The 17474-nt window shown below is 61.6% G+C and carries 19 protein-coding genes; 15 read left to right on the top strand and 4 right to left on the bottom strand.

Annotated features, from left to right (window positions below; all coding sequences use genetic code 11):
• The 5 genes from murB to KF691_11930 are packed head-to-tail and all read left to right on the top strand — an operon-like array spanning position 1 to position 4472.
• Entirely contained in the window at positions 1–936 is a 936-nt protein-coding gene (gene murB / locus KF691_11950) for a UDP-N-acetylmuramate dehydrogenase (GenBank protein ID MBX3390150.1), read from the top strand.
• Complete coding sequence (locus tag KF691_11945; GenBank protein MBX3390149.1) at positions 933–1862, top strand: D-alanine--D-alanine ligase; 930 nt, start codon at positions 933–935, stop codon at positions 1860–1862. The genes murB and KF691_11945 overlap by 4 nt, the downstream gene beginning before the upstream one ends.
• 23 nt (positions 1863–1885) lie before the next feature.
• Positions 1886–2947, top strand: a complete 1062-nt coding sequence (locus KF691_11940; protein MBX3390148.1) for a hypothetical protein — start codon at positions 1886–1888, stop codon at positions 2945–2947.
• An 18-nt stretch (positions 2948–2965) separates the two neighbouring features.
• On the top strand, positions 2966–4006 hold the full coding sequence (locus KF691_11935) for a hypothetical protein (protein ID MBX3390147.1): 1041 nt from the start codon (positions 2966–2968) through the stop codon (positions 4004–4006).
• Between the two features lies 1 nt (position 4007).
• Positions 4008–4472 (top strand): transcription elongation factor GreA, encoded by a 465-nt coding sequence (locus tag KF691_11930; GenBank protein MBX3390146.1) that lies wholly within the window; start codon positions 4008–4010, stop codon positions 4470–4472.
• 37 nt (positions 4473–4509) lie between these two features.
• Here KF691_11930 and KF691_11925 read toward each other — a convergent pair whose 3' ends face one another.
• Positions 4510–5337, bottom strand: coding sequence for a TIGR00730 family Rossman fold protein (locus KF691_11925; GenBank protein ID MBX3390145.1), 828 nt, complete (start codon positions 5335–5337; stop codon positions 4510–4512).
• An 83-nt stretch (positions 5338–5420) separates the two neighbouring features.
• Here KF691_11925 and KF691_11920 point away from each other — a divergent pair, with 83 nt between their 5' ends.
• The 8 genes from KF691_11920 to KF691_11885 all read left to right on the top strand — a co-directional run bounded on the left by KF691_11920 (position 5421) and on the right by KF691_11885 (position 12715).
• Entirely contained in the window at positions 5421–6269 is an 849-nt protein-coding gene (locus tag KF691_11920) for a type II secretion system protein (protein ID MBX3390144.1), read from the top strand.
• Positions 6270–6327: 58 nt separating this feature from the next.
• The gene (locus KF691_11915; protein ID MBX3390143.1) at positions 6328–7161 is read left to right on the top strand and encodes a hypothetical protein; all 834 of its coding nucleotides are present in this window, start codon (positions 6328–6330) and stop codon (positions 7159–7161) included.
• 82 nt (positions 7162–7243) lie between these two features.
• Positions 7244–7915 (top strand): hypothetical protein, encoded by a 672-nt coding sequence (locus KF691_11910; GenBank protein ID MBX3390142.1) that lies wholly within the window; start codon positions 7244–7246, stop codon positions 7913–7915.
• Positions 7916–8020: 105 nt separating this feature from the next.
• Entirely contained in the window at positions 8021–8743 is a 723-nt protein-coding gene (locus KF691_11905) for an ABC transporter ATP-binding protein (protein ID MBX3390141.1), read from the top strand.
• Positions 8740–10110 (top strand): ABC transporter permease, encoded by a 1371-nt coding sequence (locus tag KF691_11900; GenBank protein MBX3390140.1) that lies wholly within the window; start codon positions 8740–8742, stop codon positions 10108–10110. The genes KF691_11905 and KF691_11900 overlap by 4 nt, the downstream gene beginning before the upstream one ends.
• Before the next feature lie 31 nt (positions 10111–10141).
• A complete protein-coding gene (locus KF691_11895; protein MBX3390139.1) occupies positions 10142–10915 on the top strand; it encodes a DUF3299 domain-containing protein in 774 nt (257 codons plus the stop codon).
• 13 nt (positions 10916–10928) lie between these two features.
• Complete coding sequence (locus tag KF691_11890; protein MBX3390138.1) at positions 10929–11591, top strand: CoA transferase subunit B; 663 nt, start codon at positions 10929–10931, stop codon at positions 11589–11591.
• Positions 11588–12715 carry a membrane dipeptidase gene (locus KF691_11885; GenBank protein MBX3390137.1) on the top strand — a complete coding sequence of 376 codons (1128 nt, stop codon included), beginning with the start codon at positions 11588–11590 and terminating at the stop codon, positions 12713–12715. The genes KF691_11890 and KF691_11885 overlap by 4 nt, the downstream gene beginning before the upstream one ends.
• Here the strand turns inward: KF691_11885 and KF691_11880 are convergent.
• A complete protein-coding gene (locus KF691_11880) occupies positions 12712–13683 on the bottom strand; it encodes a M48 family metalloprotease (GenBank protein ID MBX3390136.1) in 972 nt (323 codons plus the stop codon). The genes KF691_11885 and KF691_11880 overlap by 4 nt on opposite strands.
• Positions 13684–13828: 145 nt before the next feature.
• On the opposite strand from KF691_11880, the gene ubiE reads away from it, so the two are divergent.
• Both ubiE and KF691_11870 read left to right on the top strand, forming a co-directional pair.
• Positions 13829–14614, top strand: a complete 786-nt coding sequence (gene ubiE / locus KF691_11875) for a bifunctional demethylmenaquinone methyltransferase/2-methoxy-6-polyprenyl-1,4-benzoquinol methylase UbiE (protein MBX3390135.1) — start codon at positions 13829–13831, stop codon at positions 14612–14614.
• Between the two features lie 364 nt (positions 14615–14978).
• Complete coding sequence (locus KF691_11870; GenBank protein ID MBX3390134.1) at positions 14979–15722, top strand: hypothetical protein; 744 nt, start codon at positions 14979–14981, stop codon at positions 15720–15722.
• Positions 15723–15792: 70 nt separating this feature from the next.
• Here KF691_11870 and KF691_11865 read toward each other — a convergent pair whose 3' ends face one another.
• Both KF691_11865 and tsaD read right to left on the bottom strand, forming a co-directional pair.
• Positions 15793–16347, bottom strand: coding sequence for a peptide chain release factor-like protein (locus tag KF691_11865; GenBank protein MBX3390133.1), 555 nt, complete (start codon positions 16345–16347; stop codon positions 15793–15795).
• Between the two features lie 38 nt (positions 16348–16385).
• Entirely contained in the window at positions 16386–17474 is a 1089-nt protein-coding gene (tsaD, locus tag KF691_11860; protein ID MBX3390132.1) for a tRNA (adenosine(37)-N6)-threonylcarbamoyltransferase complex transferase subunit TsaD, read from the bottom strand.

The following is a 17474-nucleotide window of genomic DNA, read 5'->3' as shown; positions in this document are numbered from 1 at the left end:
ATGGTTGTGACGGACGAGTTGGCAATCTCAAGGCTGGAGCACGTTCCGACCTGGTTTGGGATCGGTGGCGGCGCGGACAGATTTGCGACGGTCCGGAACGTCGAGCAGCTCCGGCGTGCGATCGAGATCGACCCGCGGCTCCGGATTCTGGGCGACGGTGCGAATCTGCTGGTGGATGATGATGGTGTGGGCGAACTAGTCGTGAGAATCGATGGCGATCTCGCGGCGTGGACGATCGATGTCGCAAAGGGGACGGTGAGCGTCGGCGCCGGCGCCAATCTTCCCAAATTGATCAACGAAACGGTGCGCCAGGGGCTGGCGGGTCTTGAAACACTGGGCGGTATTCCGGCGAGCGTGGGCGGCGCGCTGACGATGAACGCCGGAGGGAAGTTCGGCGAGATCGAACAATTCGTGGTGCGTGTCCACGCGATTGACCGCGAAGGGCGCGAGATCGCTCTTGAGCGAAAAGACGTTCAATTCGGATACCGTCGATCGGGCTTGAACGAATTGATTCTGACATCCTGCGACTTGCAACTCGCGCCCGACGATGCCGGCGCGGTCCGGCGCCGGCTCAAAGAAGTGATGTCGTACAAGAAAACCAGCCAGCCGATGGCCGAGAAGAGCGCGGGTTGTACGTACAAGAATCCCACACTCGAGCACGACATCATGGATTTGTACGACGCGAACGGTCGCGCAGGACGACGCGTGCCCGCGGGTCTGCTCATCGATCGCGCCGGACTCAAGGGGCTTTCGGTCAACGCGGTTTCGGTCAGCGATGTGCACGCGAACTTCTTCGTGACGCGCCCGGGTGCGAAGGCGAGCGATGTGATCGCTCTCATGGAAGATGTCGAGCGGCGCGTGCTGGATCGGTACGGTGTTCGCCTCGAGCGCGAGATCGTCGTGTGGTCGCGACATGCGCAGGGGCATCACCGATGAGCACGAAAACTGTGATCGTGCTGGGCGGCGGCCCGGATGCGGAGCGCGAGGTAAGCCTCGTGAGTTCCAAAGCAGTGGCCGCGGCAATCGACCGGTCCGGAGAGTTCCGCGCGAACTACCAGGTAATTGAACGGTGCGGCGCGGCCGAACTGCGAGCGATGTCGGGCGAGGTTTTTTTTCCGGTCTTGCACGGCGGCTGGGGCGAGGGCGGCCCGTTGCAGGAGTTGCTCGAAGCGGACGGTCGCCCGTTCGTCGGTTGCCGCGCTCCGGCGGCACGCACGGCGATGGACAAACTCGCGACGAAACTGCTTGCGGCGCAGCTCGGGGTCCCGACAAAGCCGGGCGCGGTCTTTCACGCCCCGGACGCATCGTGCCCGTTTGAGTTGCCTGTGGTACTCAAACCGGTGCATGAGGGATCCAGCGTTGGTGTCCACATCTGCCGGACAGCGAGCGATTGGACCGATGCCGTTGAATCCGCTCGGGCTGACATTCGGAAGCATCCGAGTCGTGTCTACATGGTGGAGCCCGCCGTTCTGGGAGGTCGCGAACTGACAGTCGGCGTTCTCGACGGTAAGTCGTTGTCTCCAATAGAAATACGACCGAACGTCGCGTTTTACGACTATCAGGCCAAGTACCATCGGGATGACACGAGTTACATCGTCGATCCCGAATTACCGGCGGGCGTGCGCGAGACGGTTCAGGACTTTGCGTCCAAAGTCTTTCAAGGTCTCGGAGCGCGGCATTTGTCGCGGGTGGATTTTCTCCTCGACTCGGATGGACGGTCGTGGCTTCTGGAAGTCAATACGCTGCCAGGGTTTACGGATCATTCTCTGCTTCCCATGGCGGCAAACAGGCAAGGATTGCCGATGGAGAGTTTGTGCGCTTTGCTCGTGCGGATGGCGCTGCGCGATGCAGGGAAGGCGTAGTTGTTTGGCGGTTTGAAACTTTCATGGAAGAGAACGCAATCAACCCGCAGCATGAATCCATCGGGCGCGAATCCGAGAGCCAAATGGTCGCGGGCACGAGTGTGGCTCTTCCGGAATCCGCCGCCTCCAGATTTGACTGGCGTGCTTTCTTTGCTCACTTGACCACATTCCTGAGCATTGCGATTGTGATCACGCTCGGGCTTGGGTTTTTGCTGCTGCGGGATTCCATCTCGCAGCGCGCGGAGACGGTCGTCGCGCGTGAGCCCGCCCGTTTGCGGATTGAGTGGCCTCAATTCAAGCATGGCGGCGTCCAGGGCGCGCAGCAAACGTGGCTGGCGCCCCAATTTCAGGAGCAACTTACGCATATCGCGCTCAGCGCCCTGGGAGAAAACCCGGACCCGTTGTCGCGGGAGCCGCTCGATGCGGTCGGCGTTGCGCTCGGCGCATCGGGATGGTTCGATGGGCGCCCGAGCGTTGTGCGTCAGGGCGATTCAGAGATCGTGGTGCGCGGCGAGTGGCGCGTTCCAGCCGCGGTCGTCCGATCTGAACCTGCGCCATCCAAGCCCGGAGATTCCTCTGCGCGAACCGACTATCTCATTAGTTGGGACGGCCGCCCCATGCCGGTGATCTATCCGGAAGGCAAGTCGGGTTTGTTTGTGATCAAGGGATCTGCACACGCACCCGCGAAAAACGCAAGCGGAGAAATCGACTTTTCTCAAACCTGGCCGGGAGAGGACTGCGCCGCGGGTCTGGAATTGCTGCGGCTGCTCATGAATCAGGATTGGCGAGCGCAGGTGGCGGCGGTCGATGTATCCGGTTATTCAGAATCCAAACAACTGGCGATCGAGACCGTATACGGATCGCGACTTGTTTGGGGAGGCAGGCCTTCCAAGCCACTCACGGGCGAGTGCGCCACAGCCGCCAAGCTCGGCAAGATCGCGGAACTGAACGCTCTTTCACAGCGGATTGATGCGGGTCACGGCGAACTTGAACTCTGGTGGCCCATTAATAAGCCGCTGGAGATCGACCGCAGCGCGACGATCGAAGCTCAGAAATCGGCGAGCGCCGAGCCGGTTCGGCACTAGCGCCGCAAGCGAGCGTCTATGAGCGAATCTTTCGAACAATCCGAGCACCCGCCGGTCGAAATCGCGCGGCCTCCCGCGGACATCGCCGGCCAGATCGTGCCGGAGATCGTCGATCCGCCGCGCAAGCGGCATCGCCGTCCGCTCGAGTGGCTCAAGTCCGAGTTTGCGATCGCGAGAGGTTCGCAGGCGGACAAGTGGTCGCATCGGCGGGGCGAGCCGCGCAACTTCGCGTTCTTGTGGGCGATCTATCTGATGCTCGGATCGATCATCGCACTGGGCGTGGTGCTCGCGGGGGGCATCGTCACGCTCGACGCCTATCAACCCCTCTCGCGCGGGCTCGTCGTCACTTTGGCAGTGGGAGTGATGATCTTCTGGCCCTTAATTCGTCTGAGCCAGGTTGTACCTGTCGAGGGATCGCGGATCGCGGCGCTCAAAGATCTCGCGATCGTGCTGATTCCGCTGCAGGCGGTGGTCTGGCCGCAGATGGTGCTCGCGCGCTGGACACCGGACATCGTGCTCGCGACATCGATGGCGATGATCGCGTGGGGACTTTTGATCGGCGGGCTGATCGCGCTCGGCACGCGCTCCAATCACACCTGGCGCAGCGCATGGATGGCGGGGATTGTGTGTCTGGTGGTTGGCGGTGCGACGATCTCGATGTTGGCAGGACAGATCTCGCCCGATTTGCTCAGGCCAAATCATCCCGACGCGGCACCCGCGCTCGTGCTCGCATCGGGCGCCGGTCTTGTCGCGGATATTTCGGCGGATCGTTCGTGGTCGGGAAGCTGGGCTCTTGTGATGCCAGAGCACTGGCGTGCGATCTGGTGCACGTTTGGCGTCGGCGTTTTTGTTTGGATTCTCGCCGCGATCATGATTCATAGCGAAAAAATGGCGGCCGAACTTCGCACGCGGCTCGCTGGCCCGGAGCACATTTCACGCCTAGATTCAATTGCGGAGCTGGGAACAGATTCAGGGACCGATAGCAACGAGAGCCGGTTCGATTTGCGCTCCAACGGGACGGTGGGCAAGGCTTCCGATCCGGCATCGAATGGGAATTGAGATGGAACTTCTGAGCAAATCGGAAAAAGAGCAACTCGACCACCGATTGAGCCAACTCATCGCCAATCGGTCGGTGATCTCCAAGCGCATCGCCGAGGCCCGCGAACTGGGCGACCTGAAAGAGAACGGCGATTACCACGCTGCGCGCGAGCAGCAGGGGATCGAAGAGGCCGAGATCCGCCGCCTCGAGCAGCGGCTTTCTCAGGTCAAGGTCATCGACGATGCGATGCAGAAGGCCGCCGGCGGCACGGTATTCATCGGCTCGACGGTGAAAATGAAGGATCTCGACGACGAGGATGTGGACATGTACAAGCTCGTCGGCGAGGCGTCAGGCGCTGCGGACTACGTTGAGGTGACCGCCAGCAGCCCGATGGGCGAGGCGATGATGAAGGCGCGTGTCGGAGATGTCATCCGCGTAAGCGCACCGCGCGGCACGAAGCGATTCGAGATTCTCGAAATCTCATAACGCTCGGGCGTACGGGAACACAATCTGGAAAGCCGCGCTATTCGCCCAGCACCCACCACGGCTTGGGAGTGGTTTTCTGACGCTTCGCGCTTTCTTCGACTCCCTGCCACAGCATTGATTCGACTTCATCAGGCGAATCGGTCACCGCGAAGAGATCGATGTCTTCCTTATTGATCGTGTGGCCGTCGATCAGGCGGCACTTCATGAACTCGATAAGCGGATCCCAGTATTTGCGACCGACCAGAACGATTGGAAATCTTTCGACCTTCTTTGTCTGGACAAGCGTGACGACTTCGAAGAGTTCGTCCAGAGTGCCGAATCCGCCCGGCAGGATCACGAATCCGTACGAGTATTTCACCAGCATCACCTTGCGCACGAAGAAGTAGCGGAATTCGACAAAGCAGTCGACGTAAGGATTGGGTTTCTGCTCGTGCGGCAGGATGATGTTGCACCCGATGCTGCGCCCGCCGCTCTCCTTGGCGCCGCGATTCGCGGCTTCCATGATGCCGGGCCCGCCGCCGGTCATGGTGGTAAATCCCAGGCTCGCGATCTTCGCTCCAACTTGGCGTGCGAGTTCGTAGTACATGTGCCCTGGTTCGAATCGTGCGGACCCGAACACGGTGACGCAGGGTCCGACGAAGTGGAGCTTGCGGAACCCTCGCAGGAATTCCATTCCGATGCGCCCGATTCGCAGCAATTCCGACGTGCGGCTGAGGGGGCCGGACAGAAACTCCCGCGCGTCGTGGGTGGAAGGGCTTTTTCCCCAGGCGCTGCCGGTTGCGGGGGCTCCCAGCGGTGCCTGGCCGGAAATGACGGGTTCGGGAACGTGCGGAAGTGATTGGAGCAGATCGGGGTTCTCGGACATTTTGGGGTTCTCGCCGGGGAATGTATCCAAACGGTGAACAGGCCGGCTTGCCCCGGCGAATGAACGGGGGTATGTTTTTGAGAATGAATTCTCATTTTCGACAAACGGGGGGCGCGTGCGGGCGATCGGTCGCTCGGCGCGGCTTCACGCTGATCGAGCTTCTCGTCGTGATCGCGGTGATCGCGACGCTCATCAGTTTGCTTCTTCCCGCGCTCGGTCAGGCACGCCGATCCGCTCGCACGCTTGTGTGCCTCAGCAATGTCCGCCAGATCGAAATCGCGCACACCCTCTACGCCGACACGTTCAAAGGCGCGTTTGTCGACGCCGGGCTCGCGCACGGCGGACCTCCGAACCTCGACTCCATCCAGAGTTCGTGGATCAACACGCTCAAGCCCTTCTACGGCGGCACGGTGAACGTGCGCTCACCGATGGACAAGAGCGAGTTCTGGGCGATCTCTCAGGGGGGAACCGATCCGGGCTACACGCTCGACGAATTCACACAATTACTCGCGGCAGGAAAGAACGTGACGCTCACGCAACTGGCGCGATGGACGAGTTACGGCCTGAATGACTGGCTGACGACAAGCACAAGACCGGGGCTCGAGCCGCTCGAACCCTACAACAACCTCAGCAAGATTGACTCTCCCTCGACAACCGTTCACTTCCTGCAGATGACGCAGACCCAGTCATCTTCTGCGAGGTACGCCAAGAGCGATCACGTGCACAGCGCGGAGTGGGGAGACGGTCCGCCGGATTCGGCGCCGGCTGTCGCCGCAACACAGGTGGACCTTGCGGCACACGGCGGCAAACCGGCTTCGTGGAACGGACTCTCAAATTACAGCTATCTCGACGGGCACGCGGCAACGCAGCGTTTTCGCGATGTGTACACGGACTACGAGCGGAATCGGTTTCTGCCGCGGGTCGCGAGATGAGTGTTCGAATCCAAATAGATAAGAGCAGCGTTCGAGAATGAGTAACCGGAGTTCAGTTATGGGTTTCAATCGGATTGGTGCCACGGCGATCGGAATTGGGATTGCGTGCTCAACTGCGAGCGCGCAGCACCTCGTCGACATCGCCATCGGTCAGTCGCAAGGAAAGATCGCGACGGGTGTCTTTCAGATCCAAGGGTCGAATGTGGCCCCGATGCTGTCGCAGCGCGTGTTCATCGCGGAATTCGGCACATTTCCCAATTTCACAAGCAGCCCGGGCTTCGACTCGCTGGTCGGCGCTTTCCAGGGCGGCTCGCAGATCGGCTTCAACATCCGCAAAGCGCTGCGAAAGTGGAACGGCTCCGCGTTCCCGGCGGGTGCGGTCGGAATCCCGCCCGAAACGATCCAGATCAAACTGGGGCCCGCCGCCAACACGCGCGTGACGCCGATGACAGACCAGCTCGTCCCCGGTTTCTCGCTCGCCGTGAGCAGCGGGGGGAGCACAACCGGCGAGTTTCACCATCACCCGGGATTCACGCTTCTCGATCCCGCATCGGACGGTTTGTACTTGCTCGAACTCGAGCTTTGGTCCACGCAAGCGGGGCTTGCAACGAGCGAGCCCTACTGGATGGTGTTTTCTCAGAACGCGAGCGAGGACGATCTTCAGGTTGCGGCGAGTTGGGTTCGGGCAAATGTGTGGAAGCCGTCGTGCCCGGCGGATCTCAACAACGACGGGCTCGTGGATGACTCGGACTTCGTCTTCTTCGTCAACGCGTACGACTACTTGCTTTGCGATCCGCCCGGTTGTCCCACCGATTTCAACGGCGACTGGGCGACTGACGATGCGGATTTTCTGGTTTTTGCCTCGGCGTACGACCAGTTGATCTGCCCTTGAACGAATTCTGATTGCTCGACCGGTGGATGCCGCGACACCTCGAGTCAAGGCTGGGCGACAGCGGCGATTGGAGCGATGAAGGATGAGGAGTGTGTGTGCGGCAATCAGTGTGATGGTTTGGGCTTCGCGCGCGCTGGCCGAGGGCGACATCAGCTTGCAATTGGTCGGCAATCAGATGATTACGACCAAAGTGACCGAAGACGGAGTTCCGCTCGGGCCCGAACGAGTCTTCGGCGGAGCTTTTTCATGGATCGGAGGTAGCTGGTACACGGATGAGCCCGGAATACGGATTGACCGCGGAACTTTGCAAGCGGGATCGGTGCTGCAGCTGTACTTCACCAGGACGCTGCGTCAATGGAACGGAAGCAGCTTTGCGCTCGTCTCGGCGGGGCGCGTGAGCGCGACCTTCGGTCCTTCGTCGAATTCGATCGTAACGCCCGCGACCGATACGAACAGCGCGAACCTGTTGCTACCCGTCGATGGATCGGGCGGTTTGCACGATCACCCGGATTGGGTGCTCGAGAACTTTGATCCCGGGATTGACACGTATTTCTTCCTTGTGGAGGCCAGGTTCTCGAGCACGCAGTCGGGTTTGCTGGATTCCGATCCGTTCTACATCGTCTTCGGTGTGAATGCCGACGAACAGGCGCTCGAACAAATGGAAGACTACGTGCGCGAGAACATCGTTCCCGCGCCGGGCGTTTGGCTCTGTGCAGGAGTCTTTGCGGGCGGCATCGTGCGTCGCCGGCGCTGACAAGCTTCCCCGAAATGCGGGGAGATAAGCGTGAGTATCCCGCGCCCGGACTGCCCAGCCCCGGGCGCGGGGTTACTCTTTTTGCCGAACGATTGGCGGAGCAGCATGAGCAACGCAGTTTCTTCGACAGATCAATCAAAAAACCCCGCGCTCGCAATCAGCGACCTGCGATTCCGCTACGGCGGCGCCGACAGCTTTGGAATCGAGATTTCGTCGCTGTCGCTGGCGCCCGGAGAGCAGATGTTGCTCACGGGAGGATCGGGGACCGGAAAGAGCACGCTTCTCCAGATCATCGCGGGCCTGGTCGAACCGAGTCACGGATCGGTGCTGGTCGCCGGGCGAAATATCCACTCGATGCACGGAGCTGCGCGCGATCGATTCCGCGGCGCTCACATCGGAATGATCTTTCAGACGTTCAATCTGCTGCTCGGTTTTACTGCGTCGGAGAACGTGCTCGCCGCACTGATGTTCAGCGATCTTCCGAAGAACGAGCACAATCAGCGCGCCGTGAATTTGCTCCATTCCTTGGGAATCGAGCGGATCAACGCTTCGGTCGAAACTCTTTCGGTCGGGCAGCAGCAGCGGGTGGCGGTGGCGCGTGCGGTCGCCTGTCGCCCGGCGTTGGTTCTGGCGGATGAGCCGACCGCGAGCCTCGATCCGGAGAATTCCGCCGCGGCAATCGAGTTGATCCAACGAACCTGCCGCGAGAACGGCTCGGCGCTCCTATGCACGAGTCACGATCCGGCGATCAAGAGCCGGTTCGAGCGCGTCGAGTCTCTCGAAGCAATCCGGTTTGGCTCGGGCCGCGGCGCGGGAGTCGGCGCATGAACGACTTCACGATCATCCGGCGCAGCCTCGGGGCCCGCGCCCTCAGCACGGTATTCACTTCGCTTTCGGTGGCGGTGGCGGTCGCGCTGATGCTGGTGCTTTTCATGATGCGTGAGAGCGGTCGCGCCGCGTTCGAGCGCGGCAGCGGCAACATGCATCTGCTCATCAGCGCCGACAGCGATCCGCTCACGGCGATCCTCAACTCCGTTTTTCTTGCAGCGCCTCCGCGGCGCTATCTGGATCACGCGAAAGTCGAGCAACTCTCGTCGCCCCTGTGGGAGTACTTCATTCCGACGCAGATCGGCGACAGCTACCAGGGTCTGCCTGTCTTCGCGACGACGCGGGATTTCTTCGACAAGTTCAAGCCCGATCCGACCGAGCCGTGGAAGCTGAAGGCGGGCCGTTTCTTCGACAAAGACTTCGAGGTGGTGCTGGGAGCGCGTGCCGCAGAAGCAACCGGACTCAAAATCGGCGACAGAATCTCGCTCACGCACGGGATGCCCAAGACGCGGGCACAATTGCAGCAAGAAGGCATAACCGGCGAGGCGCCCGCACCGCACGTGCACGAAGAGTACACGTTTGAAGTGGTCGGGATCCTCGAACCCACCGGCGGCGCCCACGATCGCGCCATCATCTCGGGCCTAACGAGCGCATGGATCCTGCACGCTCACGACCGGCGAGAGAAGGAAGAGCACGACGAAGAAGCGGCCGAGGCTGCCAAAGGAGGCGCGACTCACGCCGAGCACGAGCACGATCACGAGCACGAAGCGCTGACAACAGAAGCGGATCTGCTCGACAGCGACAAGAAGGTGACGGGCATCTACGCGCGCGTGGCGACGCGCCCGGGTTCGGATTCATCCGCCATGATTCCGGTGGTGTTCAATCAGTTGCGCAAGGACCCGACGATCACCGTCGCCCAGCCGACGCAGGAGATCAACAAACTCTTCGCGATCGTCGGGAGCGTCGATCAGATTCTGATCGCCATGGCGGCGGTCGTTGCCGCGAGCTCGGGCATCTCGATTCTGCTCGTGCTCTACAACTCCATGGAGCAGCGTCGGCGCCAGATCGCGGTGCTCCGCGTTCTCGGCGCGAGCGCCGGAAGGATCTTCCGGCTGGTGCTTGCCGAATCGCTGCTGCTCGGTGCGATCGGTGCCGCGGCCGGTGTGGTCGTGGCTTTGATCGGTGCTCGCATTGTCGCATCCGAGATGAAGGCGAGGCTGGGTTTGGTTATCGAGCCGTCGATCGCACCTCTGATGGGGGTCTGTGTGGTTGGCGGGGCGGTACTCCTCGCCGGAATCGCCGGACTTCTTCCCGCGATTGTGGCGTATCGCACGAGTGTTGCGAAGAATCTGCGACCCTTGGGCTAGGTTGGCGCTTGTGGCTTCGGAGTCGATTGCAATGCGAAATGTTTTGATCGCTTCGATGATCGTGACCTGCGGAATGGCGTTGGCATCTTCCGGCGGAGACACACCGGGATCAGCACCGACTGCCTCCACGCCGGCCCTCGCACCGGCGGCAACTCCGCCGAAACCTGCTGAGCAGTCGTCGGCCGCAAAGCCCGACGCGAAACAAGCACCGATCGGCGACAACACGAAAGAATCGAAGTCCGCTTCCATGGCGCCCGCGGCACCGCTGCTCGCTCCCGGAGAGTGCGGCGACCTTGCCTCGCTTCAGAAACACTTCCCGACGCTGAAAGCGTCGAGCAAGCCCGATGGAACGCTCATCATCGACGAGCGCTTCCCGCTCAAGGGCAAGGGAACACTCGAAGACCCGTTCATCGTCACGTGGGATCAATTGACATCCGCGTCCGAGGTCTACGACCCGCGCAAGGGACAGAAGAAGATTCCGGACTCGGTGCAGATGCTCGATGGTCAATACGTCAGCATCACCGGTTATGTCGCGTTCCCGATTTACGTGAAAGAGCCGAAAGAAATGCTCTCGATGCTGAACCAGTGGGATGGGTGTTGCATCGGTATTCCACCCACGCCGTACGACGCGATCGAGGTGCACCTGAAAGACGTGGCGACGAAAGAGCAGCGGATGGCGACGTACGGCACGGTCTCGGGGCGTTTAAGCGTCAAGCCGTATCTCGTGGGCGATTGGCTCGTCGGGCTGTACGTCATGGACGATGCCGCGGTGAGCAAACCCAAGCAGGGCGGCAGCGGATCGTGAGTACACTCCGCTCATGCCATTGACGCGTGAGCAGATTACTCAACGTGCCGCGAAAGAACTTCGCGACGGATTCATCGTGAACCTGGGAATCGGGATGCCGACGCTGGTGGCCAACTACGTGCCCCCGGGCATGGATATCTGGCTGCAGTCAGAAAACGGGCTGCTCGGAATGGGTCCATTTCCGACCGACGCCGAGGTCGATGCCGACCTAATCAATGCGGGCAAGCAGACGATCACCGCGCGCCCCGGTGCTTCGTTTTTCTCGAGTGCCGAGAGTTTTCAGATGATCCGCGGCGGACACGTCGATCTCACCATTCTCGGCGCGATGCAGGTGAGCCAGGAAGGCGACCTCGCGAACTGGATGGTGCCGGGAAAAATGGTCAAGGGCATGGGCGGGGCGATGGACCTTGTGGCCGGCGCAAAGAAAGTCATCGTGACGATGGAGCATGTCGCGAAGGGCGATGCGCCGAAAGTGGTGAAGCAATGCGCGCTCCCGCTGACGGGAAAAAAGTGCGTGGACATGCTCATCACCGATCTCTGCGTGATGGAGATGGATCCTGCGAAGCGACGTTTCGTGCTCACCGAAGTCGCACCCGGCGTCACGGTCGATGAGATCAAGAAGAAGACCGAGGCGGAGTTTGTGGTCTCCGGCACGCCGAAAACGGTCGCGGTGTGATCTTCTTCGATTCCCATCTCGACCTCGCCTACCTCGCGGTCAACAAACGCGACATGCTCGCGTCCGATCCGCTCCAAGCCGGCGGCCCTGATCAACCGGCTTGCGTGACGCTTCCGTCGCTTCGAGGCGGGAATGTTCGCTTCGCGCTGGCGACGATTTTCACCGAGCGGGATGGCAAGGGTCCGGAGGGATATTCGGATGAGGCCCGGGCTCACGCAGTTGGAAAGGCGCAGCTCGAGGTTTACCTGACATGGGCGGAACGCGGACTCATCACGACGGACCTTTGCGATGCGCTTCACATCGATGTAAGCACGGGCGAATTGCGCGGCGGCATGGGCGTGAGCGAAATCGTCCCGCCGTCGATGGGGTCGCTCGTCGATCGTTTGACCGAGTCGCCCAAGGCGCCCGCGCTGCGGATCGGGATCCTGATGGAAAACGCGGACCCGATCCGCTCGCCGCGGGAACTTGAATGGTGGGCGAGCGAAGGCGTTGTCGCCATCGGGCTGACGTGGGCCAAGAGTTCGCGTTACGCGACGGGCAACAGCGAAGAGCCGGAAGCGAACAAGATCGGCATCACGCCGCTCGGCCGTGAACTCGTACGCGAGATGGATCGGATCGGAATCGTTCACGATCTCTCTCATCTGTCGGATCGCGCGACGAACGATCTGCTTTCGATCACCGATGCACCGGTCATCGCATCGCATTCGAACTGCCGCGCGATCATCGCTAGCGGCGCGAATGCGCCCGCGAACCTGCAGCGACACCTCGCCGATGAGACGATCCGAGAAATCGGCAGACGTGGCGGCGTCATCGGACTCAATCTGCTTTCTCAGTTTCTTGTTCCCGGAGGCGGGCGCGATCGGCGTGCGTCGATCGACGAAGCGATCGCGCATATTGAACACATCTGCGAGCTGACCGGTTCGCGCGCACATGTCGGGCTGGGTTCCGATGCCGACGGCGGAATCAGCCGCGAGAGATTGCCCGCCGGAATCGACTTGCCGCGCGATTTCGCCCGCTTGACCGAAAGCCTCTCCACGCGAGGCTGGACCGACGCGGAGGTCGCCGGGTTCGCTTGCGAAAACTGGTGCCGATTCTGGAGCCGGAGAAGCTCGTTGACAAATTAGTGGGAGATCGTCGCGAGACTCGTCATCCGCCAGTCAGGCATGAGCGGAAACGGGTTGCTGTCATCAGAACCGCGCGTTCCGATGCCCGCCGCGGCGAGCGCGTCGTCGCTTCTGAGAGCCGCGAGTTTGGGCAAGAACTGAGTCTTGAATTGTTCCGCGTTGAGCTTGTACTGCGGATTGTTCTGCGTGTACTTGTAATCAGTGTCAATGATTTGCTGGATGCGCTGGATGCGGGTTTCAGGGATCGGATGCGTCTGCAGGAATTCGGGCGAGTTCGAAGTACCCGCTTCCTTCTTGAGGATCTCCATGACCTGCAATTGCCCGATCGGGTTGTAGTAGCACTTCACCATGTAGCGGATGCCGAGCGCATCCGCCTCGCTCTCCTGACCGCGGTCGTAGCTGAGGAGCGTGATCTGAACCGCTTGCCCCGCGAGCCCGGCGACCGCATCACCGCCGCCGCCGATCACGGCGCCCAGCACCGTAAGCCCGACCGACGCGCCGGTCTGACGCGTGATCTTCTCGTTGATGTGGCGCGCGGTGACGTGTCCGATTTCGTGCCCGAGCACGCCGGCCATCTGCGCCTCGTTGGTCATCTTTTCCGCGAGCCCTTTGGAAACAAAGACCTTGCCGCCCGGCAGCGCGAACGCATTGATCACGTCGCTATTGAGCAATGTGAATTCCCACGGCAGCCCGGGGTTGTCGGCTTCGGTTTGTGCCGCGAGCTGGTGACCAAGATTCGAGACATAGGCGCGGGCTTCCGGGTTCTTCACCTCGCCCCCATACTCCTTCAGCATTTCGGGCTTGGACTCCGTGCCCATCTGGATCTCATCGCTCCGCGAGAGCATGTTGAGCTGCGAGCGACCGGTGGTCGGGTTCGTGCTGCACGCCCCGAGCCACACCGAAATCATCGCCGCGGCACATTGAACAAAGAGCACGCGACGCCCGGAACAGAATGCTGAAGACTGCATGGGATTCTCCTCGAGAGTGGAGCGGAAAACATCGGTCAAGCGGGACATTCTTGTCAAAGAGCCCGGCCCGCGGCCGTCTCGACAAATACGATCCCGTGATTCTCGTCCGCTCAAACCAGCCTGAAAAATGCCTCACACTTCTTCCTTGCCTCCAGCCTCTCCCACCTCCCCCGAAACCTCCGCCTGGAACGCGGAGGAATTGGCGTCCAACCCGCACAAACACTTGGACAAGGCGGGCAAAGTGCGGCGCATGTTCGGAGCGATCGCGGGCAGTTACGACATCAACAACCGGCTTCATTCCTTCGGGCGCGACCAGGCTTGGCGCAAGCACGCGGTGCGCGAGGCTGCGATCCAGCCCGGAGATCGTGTGCTCGATGCCGCCTGCGGCACGGGAGATCTCACCGAGTGGTTCGCTCGCTCGGACGCCAAGGAAGTGATCGGCGCGGATTTCACGCACGCAATGCTGGAAATCGCCCGGGCAAAACGCTCGCGAAATCTCACACAGGAACAGGCGGCAAAGGTCTCGTACGTCGAGGCCGACGCGATGAATCTGCCGTTTGAAAGCGAGTCGTTTGACGTCGTATCGATCGCGTTCGGCATTCGAAACGTAGCGGATCCGGCGCGCGCACTGGCGGAGTTTTGCAGAGTGCTCAGGCCGGGCGGGCGATTGATCGTGCTCGAGTTCGATCGGCCGAAGTGGTTTCCGATGAGGCAGCTGAATGATTTCTATTGCGGATGGATCATGCCGCGGACCGCGTCGCTGATCGCGCGGGATCGTTCGGGGGCGTATCGCTACTTGCCCAAGAGCGTGGGCACGTTTCTTGATCGCGCTCGATTCGAAGCGGCGATGCGAGAGGCCGGATTTGGCCTCGTGAGCTCGCGGGCGCTGACGCTCGGGATTTGCGTGTGTTATCGCGGTGCGCGGGATTGACGGAAAACTGGGCTAGTTTTGCCGGTTTTTCAGCCGTGCCGATAGAGTCACATCTGCGCAAAAGAGTTCTCGGACCTATTCATTTTTGGTCGAATTCGGCATCGACGCATCCCAGGATAACTTATTATAGGACGTTAGCCCTCTCGCAGGCCTTTTCCGCTCAGGTGGACAATCTTCACGTGTTGCGAGAGTGGGGCTCGATGAGTGCAAGCCGGACGAGATGGCTCGTCCGCCCGCCGGGGAGCCGCGGGACTTTCAACCAGTCTGCCAACGGCCAGGATGGCTTTGGCTGAATCCGGGGCCCTCAGGTTCTCGCAACCCAAGCTCACCCCACCCCACCCACCCCAGGCGGAGATTCCAATCCATGGCTCAGGAAATCCTTGTGGAGCGTCTATTCGAAGCGCTGGTGAACGGCGATCGCGGCTCTTCGCGTTCGATCGTGGACGAGTCGCTCCAGAGCGGCGCCGCTCCCGCGCTCATCATGACCAACCTTTTCTGGCCGACACACGAGCTGATCGAGCGCATGCACCGCGCCGACCAGCTCGGCCGCATCGGCTACCACATGTCCACCCGCATGCTCCGGGTCCTGATCGATCAGACCGCCGGCAGGCTGAATCGCCAGCAGTTCAATGGAAAGACCGTCTTCGCGTGCTGCGGCACGGCGGAGGGAGAAGAACTCGGTGCGCAGATCGCCGTCGATCTCCTCGAGGCCAGCGGCTTCCGCGTGACCTTCGGCGGTGGCGGAATTCCTTCGGACGAGATTCTCTCGCACGTCCAGGACACACAGCCGAGTTACCTCGTCATGTTCTGCTCCGCCGCGGCAGACCTTCCGGGAATCCGGCAACTCGTCGATCAGTTGCGCGAGATCTCGGCCTGCAAGAACACGCAGATCGCCGTCGGTGGAGGAGTCTTCAATCGAGCGGAGGGCTTGGCTGATGAGATCGGCGCCAAGATGCACGCGGGCAGCCCGCTGGATCTGGTGAAGCTGCTCATCAACCCGGAGACCTTTCTCGCCAAGCGAGCCGAAGACGAGCAGCGCGAGGCGACACGAGCGGTCCTGGCCCGCGCGGAGGCTCGCGCGGCGATGAAGAAGCGCCGGGCGGCCTGAGTTTCCTGAGGCAACTTGTTTCTGAGAGCCCCGCCGAGTGCGGGGCTTTTTCTTTCCACCGTCAAAGCCTCTACTTCAGCAAATGCAGCCCGAGCGACCCGCGTTGGCGGTTCCACATTTCGAAGGCCGCCGGATGATCCTTCACAAACTTGATCAATTGGCTTGCGGAGCACGACAATCGGAGCGCCGCCTTCTTCGCGTCCAGGCCGCTGACTTCGATGACGTCGAGCGCTTCAGCAAGCAGCGACGGGAAATCCGCGTGGTCGGGGTTGCAGGCGATCTTGCCCCCGGCGCAGCGCGAGCGCCAGAGGTCGCTCGTCACGTCGCCGAAAGAATCGCGTGCAACCGGGGCGCAGCGATGCTGGGTTGCGAGTGCCAACCGCAAGCGACGGAGCGCAACCTTTCGATTCTCTTCCGCGCTGCGCCGCTCCGAGGCCTGAGCTTCGATTCCCGTCGGCTCGTGAGTCAGAGTCACCTTGGTCTCGACCTTGTTTCGGTTCTGGCCGCCGGGTCCGCCATCGCGGCCGCGCGAGAGCGTGACGTGCTTGAGCAGTTCTTCTTCAGTCAGTGCCGCGGGGTGGGGGTGTCGGTGGGGGTGGGCGTGGGGGTGGGCGCTCGGCTTCACCGATTCATTCCGGCCGGCGTTGGGACGCAACTCGTGCATCAATTGGCCGTCGTGGGGACCGGTTCGAGCGTGAGATCGCTCGATTTTCCGGCCTGGTGATGGTGGTACGCCAGTCCCGCGATCATCGCCGCGTTATCGACGCAGAAGCGGAGCGCCGGCAAGTGCAGCCGAAGTTGGTTCACGGATGCAAACGATGAGAGTTCATGCCGGAGGCGCGAATTGGCGGTGACGCCTCCGCCTGTGAGAAGCGTGTTCGGCTTGACGCCGGCATCACGCAGTTGATAGAGCGCCCGCTCGAGCTTGAGAATCACCGTCTTCGCGGCGGCACGTTGAAACGTGGCCGCGAGATCGCGCCGCCGCTCATCGGTGAGCGGTGGGGGTGGGAGATAGCGAGACTCGGCGCGATGGTGCGCAGGGTGATCGGGCACGCCTCGCACTTCGTAGAGCATCGCGGTCTTCAGGCCGGAGAACGAGAAATCGAGAGAAGTCGGAGAGAGCCGGCTGATCGGTAGATCGGCAACGCGTTCATCGGCTCCGGGCGCTTGCGCGAGCGCGTCGAGATTGGGTCCGCCTGGATAGGGCAATCCCAGGATCGTCGCGACCTTGTCGTACGCCTCACCCAGCGCATCATCGATCGTTGCGCCCAGGCGCTGCAGCTTCACCCACGAATCGAGGCGGTAGATCGAAGTATGGCCGCCGCTGACGACCAGACCGAGCGCGGGGAAAATGTGGGTCTCCGGTTGGCCAGTGGCGCCCGATTGGTGGAGCAGGCCCGCGTAGAGGTGAGCGTGGACGTGGTCGACGCCGATGAGCGGTTTTCCGAGCGACCAAGCGAGCGACTTTGCCGCGGCAACACCAACGAGAAGAGAGCCGATCAAGCCCGGGCGATGCCCGACGGCGATCGCGTCGATGTCTGACAGCCTCACCGAGGCAGACGCGATGGCGCTCTCCACAACCGGCAGAATGTTCTCACAGTGCGCGCGGCTCGCCAATTCCGGCACGACTCCTCCGAAGCGTGTGTGGATCTCGTGCTGGCTCGCGACGACATTCGAGAGAACATCCACCCCGTCGCGCACAACCGCCGCGGCGGTTTCATCGCACGAGGTTTCGATGCCCAGGATCAGCAT

The organism is Phycisphaeraceae bacterium (genome assembly GCA_019636555.1).
In the GTDB taxonomy this organism is placed as follows: Bacteria; Planctomycetota; Phycisphaerae; order Phycisphaerales; family UBA1924; genus JAFEBO01.
The sequence above is the reverse complement of the archived record's forward strand: the minus strand, read 5'-3'. Positions and strand labels throughout refer to the sequence as shown.